At 36.2% G+C, this 19,116-nt stretch carries 17 protein-coding genes; 10 read left to right on the plus strand and 7 right to left on the minus strand.

Annotated elements, in window-relative coordinates; translation table 11 throughout:
- The first annotated feature begins 3 nt into the window (after positions 1-3).
- From BN1225_RS12570 to BN1225_RS12610, 9 genes are all read left to right on the plus strand, one after another.
- Positions 4-660 carry a response regulator transcription factor gene (locus BN1225_RS12570; RefSeq protein WP_041140139.1) on the plus strand — a complete coding sequence of 219 codons (657 nt, stop codon included), beginning with the start codon at positions 4-6 and terminating at the stop codon, positions 658-660.
- Positions 657-2,075: a sensor histidine kinase gene (locus tag BN1225_RS12575; protein WP_041140140.1), complete on the plus strand. Its 1,419-nt coding sequence runs from the start codon at positions 657-659 to the stop codon at positions 2,073-2,075. Before BN1225_RS12570 ends, BN1225_RS12575 begins: the two co-directional genes overlap by 4 nt.
- A complete protein-coding gene (locus tag BN1225_RS12580) occupies positions 2,065-2,820 on the plus strand; it encodes a hypothetical protein (RefSeq protein ID WP_041140141.1) in 756 nt (251 codons plus the stop codon). Before BN1225_RS12575 ends, BN1225_RS12580 begins: the two co-directional genes overlap by 11 nt.
- 79 nt (positions 2,821-2,899) lie before the next feature.
- The gene (locus BN1225_RS12585) at positions 2,900-4,204 is read left to right on the plus strand and encodes a hypothetical protein (RefSeq protein WP_041140142.1); all 1,305 of its coding nucleotides are present in this window, start codon (positions 2,900-2,902) and stop codon (positions 4,202-4,204) included.
- Positions 4,205-4,208: 4 nt separating this feature from the next.
- On the plus strand, positions 4,209-4,928 hold the full coding sequence (locus BN1225_RS12590) for an ABC transporter ATP-binding protein (protein WP_041140143.1): 720 nt from the start codon (positions 4,209-4,211) through the stop codon (positions 4,926-4,928).
- Positions 4,925-7,339 carry an ABC transporter permease gene (locus BN1225_RS12595; RefSeq protein WP_041140144.1) on the plus strand — a complete coding sequence of 805 codons (2,415 nt, stop codon included), beginning with the start codon at positions 4,925-4,927 and terminating at the stop codon, positions 7,337-7,339. Before BN1225_RS12590 ends, BN1225_RS12595 begins: the two co-directional genes overlap by 4 nt.
- Positions 7,340-7,444: 105 nt before the next feature.
- Entirely contained in the window at positions 7,445-8,545 is a 1,101-nt protein-coding gene (gene ychF / locus BN1225_RS12600) for a redox-regulated ATPase YchF (protein WP_041140145.1), read from the plus strand.
- The gene (srtB, locus tag BN1225_RS12605) at positions 8,545-9,276 is read left to right on the plus strand and encodes a class B sortase (RefSeq protein ID WP_052466660.1); all 732 of its coding nucleotides are present in this window, start codon (positions 8,545-8,547) and stop codon (positions 9,274-9,276) included. Before ychF ends, srtB begins: the two co-directional genes overlap by 1 nt.
- A gap of 89 nt (positions 9,277-9,365) precedes the next feature.
- Complete coding sequence (locus BN1225_RS12610) at positions 9,366-9,974, plus strand: HAD family hydrolase (RefSeq protein WP_052466662.1); 609 nt, start codon at positions 9,366-9,368, stop codon at positions 9,972-9,974.
- Positions 9,975-9,987: 13 nt separating this feature from the next.
- On the opposite strand, the gene BN1225_RS12615 is transcribed toward BN1225_RS12610, so the two are convergent.
- The gene (locus BN1225_RS12615) at positions 9,988-11,220 is read right to left on the minus strand and encodes a helix-turn-helix domain-containing protein (protein ID WP_041140147.1); all 1,233 of its coding nucleotides are present in this window, start codon (positions 11,218-11,220) and stop codon (positions 9,988-9,990) included.
- A 321-nt stretch (positions 11,221-11,541) separates the two neighbouring features.
- The gene (locus BN1225_RS12620; protein ID WP_041140148.1) at positions 11,542-12,912 is read right to left on the minus strand and encodes a glycoside hydrolase family 1 protein; all 1,371 of its coding nucleotides are present in this window, start codon (positions 12,910-12,912) and stop codon (positions 11,542-11,544) included.
- 174 nt (positions 12,913-13,086) lie between these two features.
- On the opposite strand from BN1225_RS12620, the gene BN1225_RS12625 reads away from it, so the two are divergent.
- The gene (locus tag BN1225_RS12625) at positions 13,087-13,962 is read left to right on the plus strand and encodes a MurR/RpiR family transcriptional regulator (RefSeq protein ID WP_041140149.1); all 876 of its coding nucleotides are present in this window, start codon (positions 13,087-13,089) and stop codon (positions 13,960-13,962) included.
- Positions 13,963-13,969: 7 nt separating this feature from the next.
- On the opposite strand, the gene manA is transcribed toward BN1225_RS12625, so the two are convergent.
- From manA to BN1225_RS12650, 5 genes are all read right to left on the minus strand, one after another.
- Positions 13,970-14,905, minus strand: coding sequence for a mannose-6-phosphate isomerase, class I (gene manA, locus BN1225_RS12630; RefSeq protein ID WP_041140150.1), 936 nt, complete (start codon positions 14,903-14,905; stop codon positions 13,970-13,972).
- A 45-nt stretch (positions 14,906-14,950) separates the two neighbouring features.
- A complete protein-coding gene (locus BN1225_RS12635) occupies positions 14,951-15,967 on the minus strand; it encodes a D-alanyl-D-alanine carboxypeptidase family protein (RefSeq protein WP_052466665.1) in 1,017 nt (338 codons plus the stop codon).
- 110 nt (positions 15,968-16,077) lie between these two features.
- Complete coding sequence (locus tag BN1225_RS12640; RefSeq protein WP_041140151.1) at positions 16,078-17,244, minus strand: sensor histidine kinase; 1,167 nt, start codon at positions 17,242-17,244, stop codon at positions 16,078-16,080.
- Entirely contained in the window at positions 17,234-17,929 is a 696-nt protein-coding gene (gene vanR / locus BN1225_RS12645) for a VanR-ABDEGLN family response regulator transcription factor (protein WP_041140152.1), read from the minus strand. Before vanR ends, BN1225_RS12640 begins: the two co-directional genes overlap by 11 nt.
- 162 nt (positions 17,930-18,091) lie before the next feature.
- Entirely contained in the window at positions 18,092-19,072 is a 981-nt protein-coding gene (locus BN1225_RS12650; RefSeq protein ID WP_052466667.1) for a DUF3810 domain-containing protein, read from the minus strand.
- Positions 19,073-19,116 lie beyond the last annotated feature (44 nt).

Consider the following 19,116-nt stretch of genomic DNA (forward strand, 5'->3'; position numbering starts at 1 on the left):
ACTATGAAATTATTAATTGTTGAAGATGAGAAAGCCATTGCCGATCTGATGATAATGAATCTGCAAAGAGTGGGTTATCAGTGTGATTATGCCAATGACGGGGACCAAGCAGCGACGATGTTGGAGAAAACATCTTATGATTTGGTTCTGCTTGATATCATGCTGCCTAAAGTCAATGGCTATGAATTAATGGAATATATTGAGCCTATGCATATTCCGGTTATTTTTATTACAGCTAAAGGCAGTATAAAAGATCGTGTGAAAGGTCTGCATATGGGAGCAGATGATTATCTGGTTAAACCCTTTGCAATCGATGAACTGCTGGCAAGAGTAGAAAGTGTACTTCGCCGTTACCATAAAGGAATGGAAGATATCTCTATATTGGATATTGTCATTCACACCCGTTTACGTACTGTCTCACAACATGATCAGACAATACCGCTGACCAGAAAAGAGTACGACCTGCTTTTATATCTTGTGCAAAATAAAAATATTGCTTTATATCGGGATACTTTATATGAAAAGGTATGGCATGACGAACTGGAAGGAAATACGCGTACTTTGGATTTGCATATTCAGCGGCTAAGAAAAAAATTAAACTGGGCACCCCACATTAAAACCATTTTTCGCATCGGATATATGCTGGAGGTGTCAGAGTGAAGTTTACATATAAAATAATAGCGACCTGTATCATTACCATTGCGGTCATCTTTTCTTTAGGTTCCGCTCTTGTGATCTATCAAAATCATGCACACTTACTTACATCAGTTATTGAACAAGCGGCAGGGTCTCAGTCCATTGAAAGCTTTTCTTTGGAATCTAAGCTGCTTCAAGATACGTTGGAAGAAAATACACAGTATGGCAGTGATGTTTCCGCTATGGATATGCGTGCTCAGTATTATATGAAACAATATGCTTCCATCTATACAGATAAAGAACGTTATTATTTATTAAAGCGGGATGATCAGGCTGTCTACATGAATACCCTGCCTTCTTTAGAAGCAAGCAGTACAATTGAAAACGATGCCAGCGTCCGTTTAATGAAAGATAAGTATCATTACTATACTTACCTTACAACAGAATTGAAAGCAGGAAGTCTGACGTATTACTTAACGACCTATACCGATGTTACTTCAGTTTATCAGGAAAGAACCCGTCAATTTCAGCAGTTTCTTTTCGTAAATGCCGGGATGATCGGCATTGCTTTCTTATTACTGAATATTTCTATTCGTTATCTTACCCGTTCGATTGGTTTGCTTAACGAAGCAAGTAAACGAATTGCCAATGGGCATTATGAAGAGCGAACACAAATTAACAGTGATGACGAGATCGGTGAACTAAGCAAAAGCTTTGACGAAATGGCGGCGGCTACTCAGCAAACCTTTCAGAAACTAAAAACAGAAGCCGAAGAAAAAGAAGAATTCATGAGCAGTTTTTCCCATGAAATCAAAACACCAATGACATCTATTATTGGTTATGCGGATATGCTCCGTACTTATGACTGTGATGAAACGACCAGACAGGTTGCTGCCTCCTATATATTTAGAGAAGGCAATCGCTTAAATACACTTTCTCATACTATGATGGATCTTTTTGCCTTGAATCAGCAGCCCCCAAAACTAACCGCCATCCCTGTTGAAAAAGTGATGAGAGCACTTAAACAATATTATGAAAACAGTACCGGTCACGCTAATCTGGTATTTCAATATGATCAAGGTATTGTCCTTTCAAACGAAGAACTGCTCTTTACATTACTGCGTAATCTCATCGATAATGCTGTTGACGTTTCAAAAGGAACCGAAGTATTCATAAAAGGGATTCATCTTGGTTATACCTATCAGCTCAATGTAATGGATCATGGCATTGGCATGTCTCAGGAAAATGTAGAAAAGGCTACTCTGCCCTTTTATATGGCAGATAAATCGCGTTCACGAAGCAAAGGTGGTGCCGGTCTTGGGTTAAGTATCGTTAAAAAGATCTGTGATCTGCATCATACACCATTAACGATTCAATCTAAAGAAAATGAAGGCACGACTGTTTCCTTTATACTGGAGGTGAGACAAGATGAAGCGTAAAACTTATCTCTTGTTGCCTGTCTTGCTACTGTTGTCATGCTTTCTGCCAATGCTGATCTTCCGCTTACAGGATTGGCATGATACTCAAAAAGTTTATCCTTTTGAACAGATTTATATTACCTCGGAAATCACAAAAAAATATCCTATCATTTCTGAAATCTATGCATCCTTTTATACACAAGGAGAGAATACAGATACCGATAATCAATATTTACTTGATTTTTCCCCTGCATTCCCCAAAGAGCAAGAACCTTATGCAGATATTAAATCATTATATGAACAGGAAGTTTGTACATTAATCAAGAAAAATATTCTGACTGACCGGCTTGTTAATAATGAAGACAATCTTTATACGATTGATTTTGGAACATTACTGTTAAGAAATCGCCATCTGTATAATCTGTCACAAATCTTTTCGATAGAAGGCACTAAGGTTGTCAGTACAAGCTTTGATCTGCTGAAAGAAAGCAAAAAGATTATAGCTCTGGAGATCAGCAATGAAGCTGTTGATTTCCTAACCAAAGAAGACTGCAAAGAAATCATGTATGCGATGATTCAGTATCTGGGATTAGAAGAAATCGAGGACTGGTCTTACAGTGAGAATGGTTATGAATCCTATACCGCAAAACTTCAACTATATTGTGAGATACGAAACTATGGAGAGGGCTATTCTAATTTTCAAACAGGCGTAATCCCATTAGGACAACACAGCTTAAACAACATTAAAATAAAATCAGCAAGATAATCCCTTTTACTTAGGGATTTTTTTATTAGGATACAAGTTCGATACAACCATCGTTTATCCTTTCATTGAGGTGATTAATATGTTTAAGAAATGGATAATTGTAGTATGCTGTCTTTTCATCAGCGGATGCTCATCACAAACAAAAAAGCCGGCAGATGAACCGCCTGCGCAAGAGATCAAAGAATCGTTGATCCATAAAAAGTTATATGATGGGGATGGAAATGAAAAAGGCTTCTATCATATCGTTCTCAATGAAACAGGAAATGGGGATGGAAGCAACATTCTTTATTATGATTATGCCGCAAAAAAGGAAATCTATTTATGTGATAAACCACAGTGTCAGCATCATGATGAAACATGCACGTCTTATATAGGGAATTGGGGATTTGCCTCTACTTTATTTGTTCATGGCGATTATTTATATCTGCTGAATTCGGAAGCCTTGAAAACGATGGAGGGAGGACAAAATACAGCGTCTTCTTCAGGCATCTATCGCATGAATTTGGATGGCAAAAATCGAGAAAAGATCTGCTCTCTCCCTGCCGGGTATACCTACTCAGATAATCGTTTAACTCTTGATGATTGCTATCTCTATATTCCCTTGGAGAAAACAGAAAATATCCAGTTTGAAGAAAACAGCTATATGCAGCATGTGACGGAATCTGCACTCTTTACTATCGATTTGCAAAGCGGAAAGACTACGCACTTATTAGATAATAAAGATCGTCATGTCATTGCGGCAGAAAACCGACAATTAATCTTTAGTCAATATCACTATAGTCAAGATCCGGAAAAGTTGTTAAATGAAAAACGGTTCGATGACTATGATGCAGTTATGAAAAATGTGACTATAAGTTATTATGCCTATGACTTGGATAAACAAGAAATCCTTTGGGAAAGTACGCTTCCTGTCTCTGAAGTATCGTTTTACTATCAACATAAGCTTTATTATATCGAAAATCATGCCCTGCACGCAGTTTCAGTGGATACTAAACAGAACGATATCATTGCTGTATTGCCTGATGATCTCGATTGCAACATCAGCGATATAATAGATAATCATCTGATTATTTCGGGATGGGACAAAGAACAAGCGGATCATATCGCTTCCTATGTCTGGAATTTCAATGATAAACAAATGAAAGAGCTAACGCTGACAACATCCGCACCTGTGCAAGATATTAGAATTTACAGTGAGTATGATCAGTATTTCTTTGTTTATTATGATCATGAACAGCACTTAGAAAAAACATGGGCAGGAACCGATCAATTCACCATCGATAAAATTTATGTCGGACTGATTCTTAAAGAAGATTACTGGAACAGTATCGCTGCCTATCAGCCATTTGATACTATCTCTCAAGGCAACACTGTTAGGAGGTAAGAAAATGCTGGAAATACAACATATTACAAAAGCATATAAGGATCAAGTGGTTCTTCATGATGTTAGCCTGACCCTTAAAGAAGGGATTTATGCTTTACTTGGTCCCAATGGTGCCGGGAAATCAACTTTGATGAGTATCTTATGCAAACAACAAAACGTGGATAGCGGACAAGTGCTTTGGAATGGAAAAGATATCCAAGCATGGAATGAGGACTATTACGATTTCTTAGGCTATGCTCCCCAGCAGCAGGGATTGTATGATGAGTTTACCGGGCGAAGATTTCTGACATATATGGCACTGCTTAAAAATGTGGATAAAAAAGAGATTCATCAGGAAGTCGAACGAGTAGCCTCATTAGTCAATATGCAAAATCAGCTGGAAAAGAAATGCCGGATGTATTCAGGGGGGATGAAACAACGAATACTTGTCGCGCAAGCTTTGCTGAAACATCCTAAATTACTTTTATTTGATGAACCTACTGCCGGCTTAGACCCCAAAGAACGCGTTTCACTAAGGGAAATCTTCAGTCAATTAGCAAAAGACCATATTCTTTTAATCGCAACCCATGTAGTCAGTGACGTAGAAAACATTGCAGCTAAAATCATCTTTCTTAAGCAAGGAAAGATCATCGTTCAAGGGAGTGTAGACACAATCTGTCAAGACTCAACGCTTTCCCTTGAAGATGTATATCTGAATATATTTCAAAAGGATGATCGCTTATGAAATCTCTTTTAAGTATTGAATTGTATAAAATATGGTCTAAAAAGGGGTTCCTTATTTTAATCAGTCTGATATTTATCCTTAATTTCTCTTTATTTGCTTATACCCAACAACAAAGTGAAATTCCCCTTACAGCATATCAGGCACTCCAAGCTAAACTGCAAACCTTACCTAATGAAGAACGTTATCTTTATATCTGTGAGTATGATGATCGGATTCAAGATCATTTTATCTTACAACAGCTGCTCTATTTAGAAGGACGACAGGACAGCAATAGTCAAAACAGACTGGAAGCTTTGCGCTCACAGCATCCGGATATTGAGAAAAAAACTTCTCGTGATTTCTTAGAAACGGCGATTTACTACACTAAAAATCTTGAGCAGGAAGCACAGTTTATGCAGGACATTCGTAATGAGATCGATGATCTGCATCATTATCATGATCAGCTAGCACAAATACAAGATGCGGCAGATCACATATCTTCGATTTCGATCTTTTCAGACCCTTCTTCATTTTCTTCCAAAAATATTAAGAAAACCACCCAAGATTTTAAAGATATGCAGGATGTGGTGATTACCTATCAGCTTGATAAAGGAATAAAAGAAGCCCTGCACTTTCCGTTCACTGATGTTTTGGTGATGTTGATGATCGGTGTCATTGCCACAGCTCTCATTCTCGAAGAAAAAGATAAGCGCTTATTTTGCTTTATCCGACCTTGTGTAAACGGTGGCGGTAAAACGATAACGGCAAAATGCCTAGCCATGGGCATATCCACAGCAAGTATCGTTTTGCTCCTCTATGCCAGTAATCTTACTTATATGCAGATAAACTGTGGATTAGGGAGTCTGCAAGCTAGTCTTCAATCCCTTGTGCAATATGCCCAAAGCACCCTACATCTAAGTATCGGCGGCTATTTAATCCTGTTTATCATGACCAAATGGATTGCTGCCTGCATGATTGGAGCGATCATGCTCTTCATCACCTTATTTAGTAAACAGCGTATTTTTAGCTTTGGGGTTATGTTCTTTATCATTGGTGTTGAATTTTTACTTTATCAATACCTGCCACAGCATCAGGCAGTTTCTATTTTACGTTATATAAATATTATCAGCTTTCTACGAACCGATGTTTTTTATGAGATGTATTTTAATTTGAATCTTTTCCAACATGCCTATTCACTGCAAACATTAGCCCAAGTCATCATGATAACTTTATTTCTTTTACTGCTTATTGCGATCTATATGACCTATACTAGAAAGCGAAATTTATATAGTCAGCCTGCCGACTTTCCAGCAAGAAAGAAAAAACAGAAATGTCTTCCGTATCTGTGGATACAGGAATTCTATAAAGTGTTCTGGGTGCAAAAGGGATTAATCATTATCCTCATTTTTATAGGATTACAAGGATATTTGCTCCAGCATAATTCCATTTATATTTCAATGGAAGAAAACCGTTATATCCACTATATTGATATAATGAAAGGAAAACCTAGCGATGCTACAGAGCAATTTATTTCTTCACAAGCACAGCATTATGCTGATCTGCATCTTCAATATGATAAAAACGAGCAGGCCTTTAATGAAGGGAATATAAATAAGAGCCAGTATGATGCCATGCAAAATACTTTAGAAGCACAGTTATTTGGAGAAGCTTTGTTTCAAAAAGCTTTACAGCAATATCATTATGTGAAAGAAGATCCACAAAGAGAAATGGTCGTTCCATTTGGCTATGAACATTTATTTTTTGACACCAATATAAATATTCTTCCTGCGATTTTAGTCATTATCTGTGTGACGCTGTTGTTTTCAAACTTCATATGTGCTGAATATACACACCAAACAGATCGCCTTTTGTTTTCCTGTTTAAAAGGAAATAGAGTGTTGCTGCACTGCAAGATGCGGCTCGCCCTAGTAAGCGGACTTATTCTTACACTACTTGCTTATCTGCCCGATCTCGTGCATATCGTTAGTAAATATGGAAGTTTTGGACTTCACGCCTCAATTACTTCATTACCTGTGTTTGCTTCAATGCCATCATCTATAAGTATTCTGATTTACATTCTGCTTGGCTTTCTTTTAAAACTGCTCGCTATTGAAAGTACAATTTTTCTTCTGTTTGCTTTATCCACATATATGCGTCATCCATCACAGGTCATTTTTCTGCTTTTAACTTTTACTGCGGTTCCTTTATTTCTGCATATGATGGGTATTCCTTTTTTAGATGCCCTTAGTCTCTATCCGTTACTTTGCGGCAGTCTCTTAATAAAAAGCGGACAAGGACAGCTCATTTTCTTTTCGATTATCGGTTACAGTCTATTGGCTTTCTTCTGCTATCTATTTACTCTTTCCCATTTTAAATTCATCAAGCAAAATCACAGGTTTACCGGTCTTTGTTTAAAATCTGTGAAAAAATAAGGAAATATCGGATGGTACCTTTATACATTAAATAAATCAACATAGTTTTAGTTGCATTTTAGACACTAATTCGCTAAACTAATAGGAGTAGAAAGAGGTGTTATCATGCCATTAACAGCAGGAATCGTGGGATTGCCAAACGTTGGAAAGTCCACTTTATTTAATGCAATTACCAATGCGCAAGTGGAAGCTGCCAATTATCCATTTGCGACGATCGACCCGAATGTCGGAGTTGTCGAAGTACCGGATCATCGTTTAGATGAACTGACAAAATTAGTTCAGCCTAAAAAAACTGTTCCTACTACATTTGAATTTACAGATATTGCCGGTCTAGTAAGAGGGGCATCAAAAGGAGAAGGTTTAGGGAATAAATTCTTAGCCAATATTCGTGAAACAGATGCAATCTGTGAAGTTGTTCGCTGCTTCAGAGATCCCAATGTTACTCATGTTGACGGAGATGTCGATCCTATTCGTGACATTGAAACCATTAACCTAGAGTTGATTTTTGCAGATTTGGCTACTGTTGAAAACCGAATCGCCAGAATCGGAAAGAAAGCTCAGTCCGGGGATAAAGAAGCTAAAGAAGAAGTCCTTATTTTAGATAAGTTAAAAGCCGCATTAGAAGCTGAAAAACCGGCACGTTCGATTGACTTTACAAAAGAAGAAATTCTGTTTGTAAAACAATGGTCATTACTGACAATGAAGCCGCTCATCTATGTTGCAAACTTAGGTGAAGAAGACTTAGAAGAGCCGACTGCTAATCCTTACTACAATACGCTTGTGGAATACGCGGATAAAGAAGGCAGCAAAGTTGTACCAATCTGTGCAAAGATTGAAGCTGAATTAGCAGGATTAGAACCAGAAGAAAAGAAACTGTTTTTAGAAGAACTGGGAATTAAAGAAAGCGGATTGGACCGTTTAATCAAAGAAGCTTATGCACTTTTGGGGTTATGCACATTCTTTACCGTAGGAGTGCAGGAAGTGCGTGCATGGACCTTTAAAAAAGGAATGCTGGCTCCGGAAATGGCAGGTGTGATCCATACGGATTTCCAAAGAGGATTCATTAAAGCAGAAACCTACAGTTATGATGACTTTATCCAATACGGAAGTGAACAAGCTTTAAAAGACGCCGGTAAGGTACGTCAGGAAGGGAAACAATATGTGGGGCAGGATGGCGATATCATGTTGTTTAAATTCAATGTCTAGTGAAAAAATATATTAGACGCATTCTTCTTGTTATTTGTGTCATCGTCTTCTGTTTTTCTGCTTATCAGTTATTTTCTATCTTTATGCAATATAAAACCGTCGATGATAATAACGCTCAGATTCGCAATACTGTAATCCCGGAAAAAAAAGATGTTCCCTTTACAGTGGATTTCGCTAAACTAAAGGAAATGAACAGTGATGCCGTCGCTTGGCTGAATATTGAGGATACGGATATTTCCTATGCTGTGGTACAAGCTGCCGATAATGATTATTATCTTCATCGTAATCTGCAAAAAGAAGATTCGTTTGCTGGAACCTTGTTTGTTGATTATCAAAACAGTTCCGATTTTAGTGATTTTAATACGATCATATATGGTCACAACATGAAAAATGGCAGTATGTTTGGTAAGCTGAAAAAGTATAAAGATGTCAACTATTATGATGAACATCCTTACATTGATTTGTATATTGAAGGACAAAAGCTGCGCTATCAGGTTTTCTCTGCCCGAGATGTCGATGTCGCTTCTACCAAAACCTACTATAATGTTTATGGTCAAAGCGGATTAAAACAAGAGATGATCGATGAGTGGTTTTCAACCGCTTTGTATTCAACGGGAGTTGAAGTGACACCGGATGATCAAGTGATTACTTTATCGACATGTGTTGATTCATTAGATGATCAGTATCGCTTTGTCGTGAACGCAAAATTAATTGAATCGAGTGAATATTAAAACGGAGCCTGTCTCCGTTTTTTATTACATAATTAGACAAACGAATAACCCCATTATATAATAAAACTATACTACGGGAGGAAAATAGAATGATCAGAAATATTGTTTTTGACATGGGAAATGTGGTTCTATCCTATGATCCTAACTACATTATCCAACATTTTACCAAAGAAAAAGATCAGCAAACGTTATTGATTGAAGCCATTTTCAAAAGTCCGGAATGGCTTGCTTTAGATGAAGGGACATTGTCTAAAGAAGATGCCTGCACCATTATGAAGAGGCGTGTAAGCCCACTATTAGAGCCATTGGTTGAAAAAATCATGGATGAGTGGTATTTGTATCTGACACCATTCAAAGATATTACAGACTTGGCAAGAACACTGAAAAAAGAAGGGTATGTGCTTTATTTACTATCGAACACATCCCTAAGTTTTTTTGAATATTATGAAAATGTGGAAGCTTTTGCTTACTTTAAAGATTTCTACATATCCGCTAAGCATTTGTTGTTGAAACCGGACCCTGCTATCTTCAAAGATTTTTGTGAGACACTGCATTTAGACGCTGCGGAATGTTTCTTTATTGATGATTCTCAAGATAACGTAAACAGTGCTAAGGGAATCGGAATGCAAGGAATTTGTTTTAACGGTAATCAAGATGATGTCCAAATAATTTATGAGGCAATTAAAAAGTGCAGCTGAATATAGCTGCATTTTACATTTTTATTTCACACAATTTTAAAGCATATTTATATAAAGTTTCATAATCATTTGAATGCTGATGCTCTTTCAGCATTAGTTTCAATACAACACGATTTGAGGCTGGAAACGAAGTTTTCTCTATTGCTTTCAAGTTATGATCCAATACCTTGATCAGTTCTTCACTCTCTGCTCCATCTATTTTCAAGCGATAATATTTTGCCATATATTTATGGACCGGATCTTGATTCAAGGCTTCAAACTGATCTATCGCTTTTTTGCATAACGCCATATCATCTTTATGATAAGCTACCATCATTTGATAATAGAAATACTGTGAACATTTTTCCATTAGTTGTCTGACATCTTCATCAAAGCTTTCAAAGGTGGGTAAAAAATTATCATATTCTTCCATCAGTATGCACAAATACAACAGGTTATTGCAGATGATCAGCTTATCCTCCGGACCTAAACCAAAATTATGATAAACTTCTAACATCTCTTCATATAAAATACGGGATTTATGATATTTTCCGGTCATCAGATGGATATTGGCGATGCAGACACTGCAAAAAGCACTGCGAATATAATTATGATGCTGTTCAAAAAGGCGTTTTGCTTCCCCCAGACTTTCAAAGGCTTCCAGAAAATCACCATGTTTAGCGTAAATAACCCCCTTTTGGTATGAGATCATCGCTAAATTACTGGCATCCATATAAAATGTCTCTGCTTCTTCAAGCTTTTGAATCGCATCATCAAAATCTCCCTTTAAAAATTGATAAAATCCCTGATACTGCTTAAAAACCTGTCTTTGCATTAAACTCATTGTATCATCGACTTTACTTAAAATCGTAATCAAGATGTCATATTCACAAGGCTGCTGCCAAAGAAGATTAAAAACCAGATTAATCAGCAAAAGGGGTGTCGTTAATCCCATTTTATGACTTTCTTCATTTAACGCCTCTAATTGCGAGATCAGATCTTCCTTTGGTTTACGATATAAAATATCATGATATAGCTTATGTACCTTATTGATACAACTTGGCAAATAGTCCATTGTTTGATGATAGTTTAAATCCAATGCTTCAAAAATGGATTCCATCGTTACCGGATTGGAAGATTCCATTCCTCTTTCAATCTTACTGAGTTGACTATATTCAATTCCCACAATCTCAGCTAATCCACGTACAGAAATATTTTGGTGAATCCGATTGAGCCTAATGATCGCTCCAACTTGCGTTTCCAACATTTTTAATTAAAGCCCCACTTTCCCATAAATCGGTCAAACAGGCAGACTCATCCTATCGTAAGAACATAAACACAACAAAAGCTGAAAACATCATTATATATGATTTGCAATCTTATTAGGACTATATGTTCGACCTCTTTAATTTAAGATAAAATTTTAAAAAACATCGACAAAATCCCCTATTTTTATACCTGACCTTATAATAATATCAAATTTAATTATAAAATACTATCTATTTAAGCGGTTAATCTTTAATTTAAGATAAAAATGATGCATTCCTCCCAAATAAAAAAACTGCCTAAATATTCAGGCAGTAAAACATTAATCTAAATCTTCACCATTCGATTCAAAAGCTTTTTTCACCCAATAGAAGCTTTTCTTTTTATGACGTGATAAATCTTTTAAATCTTTCTCATCTCGATTGACAAAAACAAAGCCGTATCTTTTCGCGATTTCACATTGACTGCTTGGAATATCGATAGGTCCCCATGTGACATAACCTAAACATTCTACGCCATCCACTTCAACCGCTGCTTTTAATTGTTTGATATGTTCACGATGATAATCAATGCGATAGTCATCTTCGACTGTTAAGTTTTCGTTTAATGATTCACGATGGGCAATTCCGTTTTCTAATACAAATACCGGTTTATTGCTGCGATAATAAATATCTCTGGCAATACGACGAATTCCGATCGGATCAATCTGCCAACCCCACTCTGTCCCATCTAAAAATTCATTTTTACGATGAGCCTCTGCAATGACATCTCCTAAGAAACGTCCTTCATATTCTGCTGTTGTGACTACGGCACTGGTATAATAGCTAAATGCCATATAATCTACAGTATAGCTTAATAATGTATCATCTTCTTTATCAAATTTCGGCATCCAGTCATGTGCAGTTAAATAATTGATCATATACTGCGGATATTTTCCTTTAGTAAAAACATCTACATAGAAATTATTAAAATAATCATTTGTTAACTGTGCGATCATGTTCGCCTTTGGTTCTGCACTGTCCGGATAAGTTAGTCCATAAGCAACCATCCCGCAAAATTGTGCATCCGGTACTAATTCACGCAATGCCTTTACTGCTTTGCAGTGTGCAATAAAGACATGATGATTTACCTGATACAAGAATTTAATCGGATCTTCTCCTTCCGGAATATCTTCAGCATTTGAATATCTTAAAGACTGTGAGAACAGATTCTGCTCGTTAAAACTCATCCAATGTTTAACACGGTCACCGAAACGTTCCATACATACACGGGCATAACGTTCGAATAAATCCACTACTTTTCTTGAAGCAAAACCATTATATTCTTTGACTAAGTGATAAGGCATATCAAAATGTACTAATGTAATCATAGGTTCAATTCCGGCTTCTAAAAGCTGATCGATCAAACGATTGTAGAAAGCAACGCCTTCTTCATTAATATCATCATCGCCATTAGGAATGATTCTTGACCAACAGATTGAAAAACGATAAAAATTAAATCCCATCTCTTTCATTAATGCAATATCTTCAGGATAACGATGATAGGCATCAATAGCTACTTTCCAATCCGAGAAATTTGGATTTGTGGGTCTGACATCATAGATCGATAATCCTTTTCCGCCTTCATCCCAAGCCCCCTCTGTTTGAAAAGAGGACACTGATCCGCCCCAATAAAAATCTTTGTTAAATCCCATTTTAGATCCTCCTTATAGTTATGTGTCTATTATATACAGTCACTTTTAAAATCGATAGTCTTTTTCAGGTTATTGAAATAAGATTTCAGCTTTTCATTGATTTTAATAAACAGCATGGAATTAGATTTCAAACCTAAAGCGTTATGTTATAATGGATAAAAAGGTGGGATCTATATGCGTATACTTGACCAATTTGAATACATTGATACTTTCTCTAAAGCAGAACAGGCAATTATTCAATGGATTCTTCTTCACAAAGAAGACGTATTATCCCTGTCAACCAATGATTTAGCACTAAAAACATTTACTTCACCGGCAACGATCGTGCGTTTATGTCAGAAACTGGGATTAAAAGGATACAATGATTTTAAGATCAAATTATCGGGAGAATTGGAATATTTAGCTATGCATAACGGAAAAGTTGATGTTAACTATCCTTTTAATAAGGAAGATGATTTAAAGACCATTACTGAGCGTTTGGCGCAGCTCAGCAAAGACAGTATAGATGAAACTTTAGCCTTGCTGGATTACAACGAACTCGAAAAGATTGTGAATACATTATACAACGCTAAGCAGATCGATATTTATGCCACCTCTTTCCCGCTTTCCTATGCTGTTGACTTTCAGTTAAGAATGATGCATATCGGGGTTCATGTTAATTTATGTCAGCTTCATGGAGAACCGGTGTTTCAGGCGCTAAATGCAAATGCCGATCATTGTGCTATTGTGATTTCTTATTCCGGACAAACCAGTTCTCTAATCGATATTATGAAAATATTAGAAAAGAATAACGCTAAAATCATTTCTATTACCTGTATTGGGAATAATCCCATCGTTAGTTTCAGCCATTATCATTTAAGAGTCAGTTCACGAGAAAAGATTCGTTCTAAAATAGCGAATTATTCTTCACATGCTTCAATTACCTTACTGCTGGATATTTTATATTCTGCCTATTTTTCAAAACAATATGAAAAGAATGTCATCTATAAAGTGTATCGAGAAAAAAAGATCGACTTACGCCGATCTAAATTAATCGCTATTGATGACTAAAAAAACGTTAAAGTGTAGTGACCATTAAAGTAAGCGGACCATCAAAATCGATCTTTTGAACATCATGACAGACAATAAAGTGCTGTCCTTTTTTTATTGAAACCTCATTGACTGTTCCCTCTCCTTCGATGACACTAAACAGGCTAAAGGGCTGATGATGCATTAGGCTGGTCTTTTTTAAAATATCAAGCTTCGATACAGAAAAATAAGGAGCCTTAATTAAACAAGTGCTGACAAATGTATCCGTTGCCTCTTGGTGCATTTCATTTTGCAAAGTACCACAATAAGGAACTGTTGTAACATCTATGGACTGCTGAACATGAAGCTGACGTTCATTCCCCTCTTTATCTTTACGATGATAGTCATAGACACGATATGTGATATCTGAAGACTGCTGAGCTTCATAGATCAATGAACCCTTGCAGATTGCATGAATCGTTCCAGAGGGAATATAGTAGAAATCTCCCGGTTGTATTTCAAACTTGTTAAGTAAGCGGTCATATTCATCATTCTTGATATATCTTATTAATTCTTCTTTTGTTTGAGCGTGATGTCCCATCACCATTTGGGTGTGTGGCTTGGCATCAAGTACATACCAGCATTCCGTTTTTCCTAAAGAATGTTCATGTTCAGCTGCGTAATCATCGTCCGGATGTACCTGTACACTAAGATCAGATGAAGCATCTATAATTTTAATCAGCAAAGGAAATGCAGGATCTTTTATATCGCCAAACAGTTCTCGATGCTGCTGATAGAGGGCTGAAAGTTTCATACCTTTGTATTCACCGTTTAAAATGGTGCAGTCACCGTTTTTATGTGCAGAAATCGCCCAGCATTCACCGGTAGAGTCACTGGGAATCGGATAGTTATACACATCTTTTAAGCGATGTCCGCCCCAGATCATTTCTTTAAAAACCGGTTCCATAAATAAAATATGTCCCATGTATTTATCTCCTTTTCTTTTTCTCTATTATAGCATAGTTCCCCTTTATTTTAAATTAGAATCATTTAGGCGATTTATACTTCCAACTTGATTGTATACATTGTTTGCATCTAAAATATGATACGGCTGTGTTTGGTGATCGCCCTTTGCTTTAGCACTTACAAAGATATACTCTTTTCCATCGATTTGTGCAAGACTGGCTAAACATAACCCACCTTCATCGGTAAACCCTGTCTTTCCACCAAGAATCTTCCCACCGACAACATTTGTATCATTTAAAGAACTAAACATGGTGCTGTAGAGTGTCAGTCCATCAGGATGCAAATTTGTCGCAGACATGCTGTACTGTTTACTTGTAAAAATCGTTCTAAACTCTTTATTTTTTAAAGCATACTGTAATAGTTTTGCGATATCTTCAACTGTTGAATAATGATTCACATTATGCAAACCCGTAGAATTGCAAAATAAGGTGTTATTCATTCCTAATTCCTTAGCTTTGCTGTTCATCAGATTGACGAACTTACTTTCCGATCCGGATACACGATCAGATAGTGCTAAACAACACTCTGCTCCCGATGGCAGTAAAGTTCCATAAAGCAAATCTCTCATCGTTACTTTTTCTCCTATCCAAAACCCCGCCATAGAGGCATCTCTTTCATATAAAGATTCAAAGTGCTTTTGGGTAAGAAGCAGCGTCTCATTCAAATTATCGATATTTTCAATAGCGATGATAGCGGTCATGATTTTAGTAAGTGACGCCGGATAAATCTTGCTTTGACTATTATTTTGTGCCAATGTTTGGTTGTCACTCAAATCTATCAAGATAGAATAAGGACTATATAAATGTGTCAGGTCAACAAAATCAGTTGCTTGCATAGGAACAGATGGATGCTTTTGAGGTGAATCAAATAGTGAAAAAATAGAGTCCTTTTGATAATTGATGACGTTGCGTAATTCTTTTGTAATTAATATTAAAGCGGTGAGTGTTGTGAAAATAAAGAGATATAATAAAGCCTTTCTTTTTTTATTTTCCCATTTATTTCGTGATATTTTTTTATTCATAAAACAGATCTTCCCTTCTTAATCAAAAAATAGCTTTTGTTCAGTCACTATTCTACCCAACAAAAGCCAGTCATATTTTAATATTTCATTGTTTAATTCCTAAGAAAAAATTAAGAAAGTGATGTATAGTGAGTTAAGGGAAGCGTGATGCAAAAAGTGGTCCATTCATTCTGACTATCCGCTGTGATTGTTCCGTTATGTAAGGTAATAATTTCTTTTGCAATAGCCAGTCCTAACCCTGCTCCGCCGGTATTTGTCGTTCTTGCTTCATCTAAGCGAAAGAACTTTTCAAAGATAGCGTTCAATTTACGTGGTGGAATTGTTCTTCCTTTATTACGAAAATAAAGAAGAAGATCTGTATCCGTTGTTTCAGTCCATATTTTAATCTTAGTATCCGGATAACTGTAGGCAATCGCATTCTTTAAAATATTATTAAAAACTCTGGCAAGCTTTATCGGATCTCCATATAGGATCGTGTCTTCTTTTACTTCAAGATGAATCGTGTTGCCATGAGTTTGCAGTAAGGGATAAAACTCATCCGTCATCTGAAGGAGCATATAGTAAAGATCAATCGATTCTTTTTCCAGTTCTATTTGCTGGAGATTATAGCGGGTAATCTCAAAAAGTTCGTTAATCAGCTTTTCTAAACGATGGGATTTATCCAAAGCAATGCCTATATATTTGTTTTTTTGTTCTACTGGCATATCCTTAGCTTCATCTAATAAGCTTAAATAACCGATTACCGAGGTTAACGGCGTTTTTAAATCATGGGTCAGATAGACAATTAAATCATTTTTACGATTAGCTTCATCTTTTAAAATTTGCTCATGATGCTGCATCGTGGACTTAATTTCCAACATTTGAGAAGAAATCTCTGCATATTCCTTGGGAAATATTTTTGATGCTTCTTTATCTCCTGCCATATATTCCTGTATCATCAATGAAGCATTGGTGATGGTTTGCCTAATCTTTTTACGTGCATAAAAATGAGAAGTGACAAAAAGAATCATCAATACTAAAAAAGTGCCTGCGACCGATAAACTTAATAAAACTAATTTGAGCCTATACCAATTAAACTCACTATTTACGGCCGTTCTCGTTACCCCCTCAGCGGTTTCATAGTTCTCATAATAAGTATGAATAAAATTAGCTGTAAACCAATCGGCAAAGGTGCCATTCAAAACTTGATCAACCAAATAATAAATCCCATAACAAATGACAAGGACAAATAGAGCGATGCACATCATTTCTATCAGCTTGGAAAGCTTATTTTTCAATTTTATACCCACACCCCCAGACAGTTTTAATATACTTAGGGTTCTCAAAAGAATCCCCCATTTTTTCTCTTAAATGCCGAATATGCACCGTAATCGTATTGTTGCTTTTACTGAAATATTCATCACCCCAGATTTGATGAAACAGTTCTTCTGAACTCACCACATTTCCTTTTTGCTGACACAGTATGCTTAAAATAGAAAATTCGGTCGGTGTTAAAGAAAGCGGTTTTTCATTCAAAAGACATTCATGTGTTTTAATATTTAAAACCAATCCCGAATGTACAATCACATTTTCATCTGTCTCACTGCTGCCATTGTATCTTTTATATCTTCGTAATTGTGCTTTTACACGTGCTACCAGTTCTAATGGTAAAAATGGCTTGGTAATATAATCATCTGCTCCTAAGGTCAGTCCTGTAATTTTATCAATTTCTTCGCCTTTTGCCGTCAGCATAATCACCGGATAATGATGCTGTTCACGAATCTTTTTACATAATTGAAATCCATTGAGTTGTGGCATCATGATATCAATGATCGCCAGATCCAAAGATTCATTTTCTATGCAATGCAAAGCATCTAAGGCATTATAAAACTTGAAGATTTCAAATCCTTCATTTTCCAGATAAAGTGTCACAAGATCGGCAATCTCCTGTTCATCATCTACAATCAGTATTCTATCTAGCATATCTTCCTCCCCTTTTCAATGAAGTACCTTATTTTATCATAATGTTCTTGAGTATTTATAAATATTCTTATAAGAGATAATTAAGATTTTCTTATTTTTACAGATAAATTTTTGAATAAAAAAGACATGATCGTAAGATCATCTCTTCTTAATCGAAAATCCCTATGAAAAAATGCTCGCATTATTCTGCTTATAATAGGAATATATCAGTCCCACAAAGCGCTGATAGCTGACAACTCCATCTTCTATGGAATTCATTTTCAAATAGGTATCATTTACTGTATTGGCAATAGTACTTATGGTATCGCCATATTGATTCCAAAACGCATGATCTTCTTTGAGATCGTTTATGATAGGAGCTGAGAGCTGCGCATAATAAGGCTCAATATCCACGCCTAAGTCATAAAGTTCATTCGTCATATAAATAAAGGCGGTGAGATAAGCGCTATAGCGAAAATATGCTTGATCCGACTGCGTACAAGCAAGATAAGCCAAAAAGTTTGCTTCATCTTCTGACATATAGCCTTGCAGGTGAGATAGTTCATGACACATTGTAAAAGGAATATTAAAGGCAGTCATGTCCTTATTATAATTTGCTTCAATAGTAAACGGTGAAAAAATTCCACTTAATCCACAAGCCGTCATCAGCTTTGAAAACAGCATTGGCTTCGGTATTGGATAATAGCCAGGAATCACCTGATTCATGGCAATACGGCTTTGTTTTGCCATTGCTTTTTGATCCATCGCCTCAGTATCTAAGATATATAGCTGATTGGTAACATACTGACAGAGTTGTTTGAGTTCTTCTGTTGTATAATTCACTTTGGTAAATTTAAGATCTTTTTCTATCGGCTGACGATGATAATTCATTCCGGTGGTCAGTGTGAAAATTAAACAAATCACCAGAAGATAACGGAAAAACAATGTCCATGAACGATATTTGATGATAATAAAGATGACTCCTATTCCCATAAATACAACCACCCATTCAAATAATGAAATAGGAAATAATCCTGTTAATCTGCCTATTGTTTGAACAAAAAGCGGTGATATACAGCGGGCATAAAAAACAGCAAAAACGTCTAATGTAGCTAAGGCATTCAATAGAATAATCGCTATAAGTAAAATCAGATTCTTTTTCATAACCCACCTCCTAACATCTCTATTCTATCATAAATAATAAAAAG

This window comes from Beduini massiliensis, assembly GCF_000829905.1.
GTDB classification, from domain to species: Bacteria; Bacillota_I; Bacilli_A; order Erysipelotrichales; family Coprobacillaceae; genus Beduini; species Beduini massiliensis.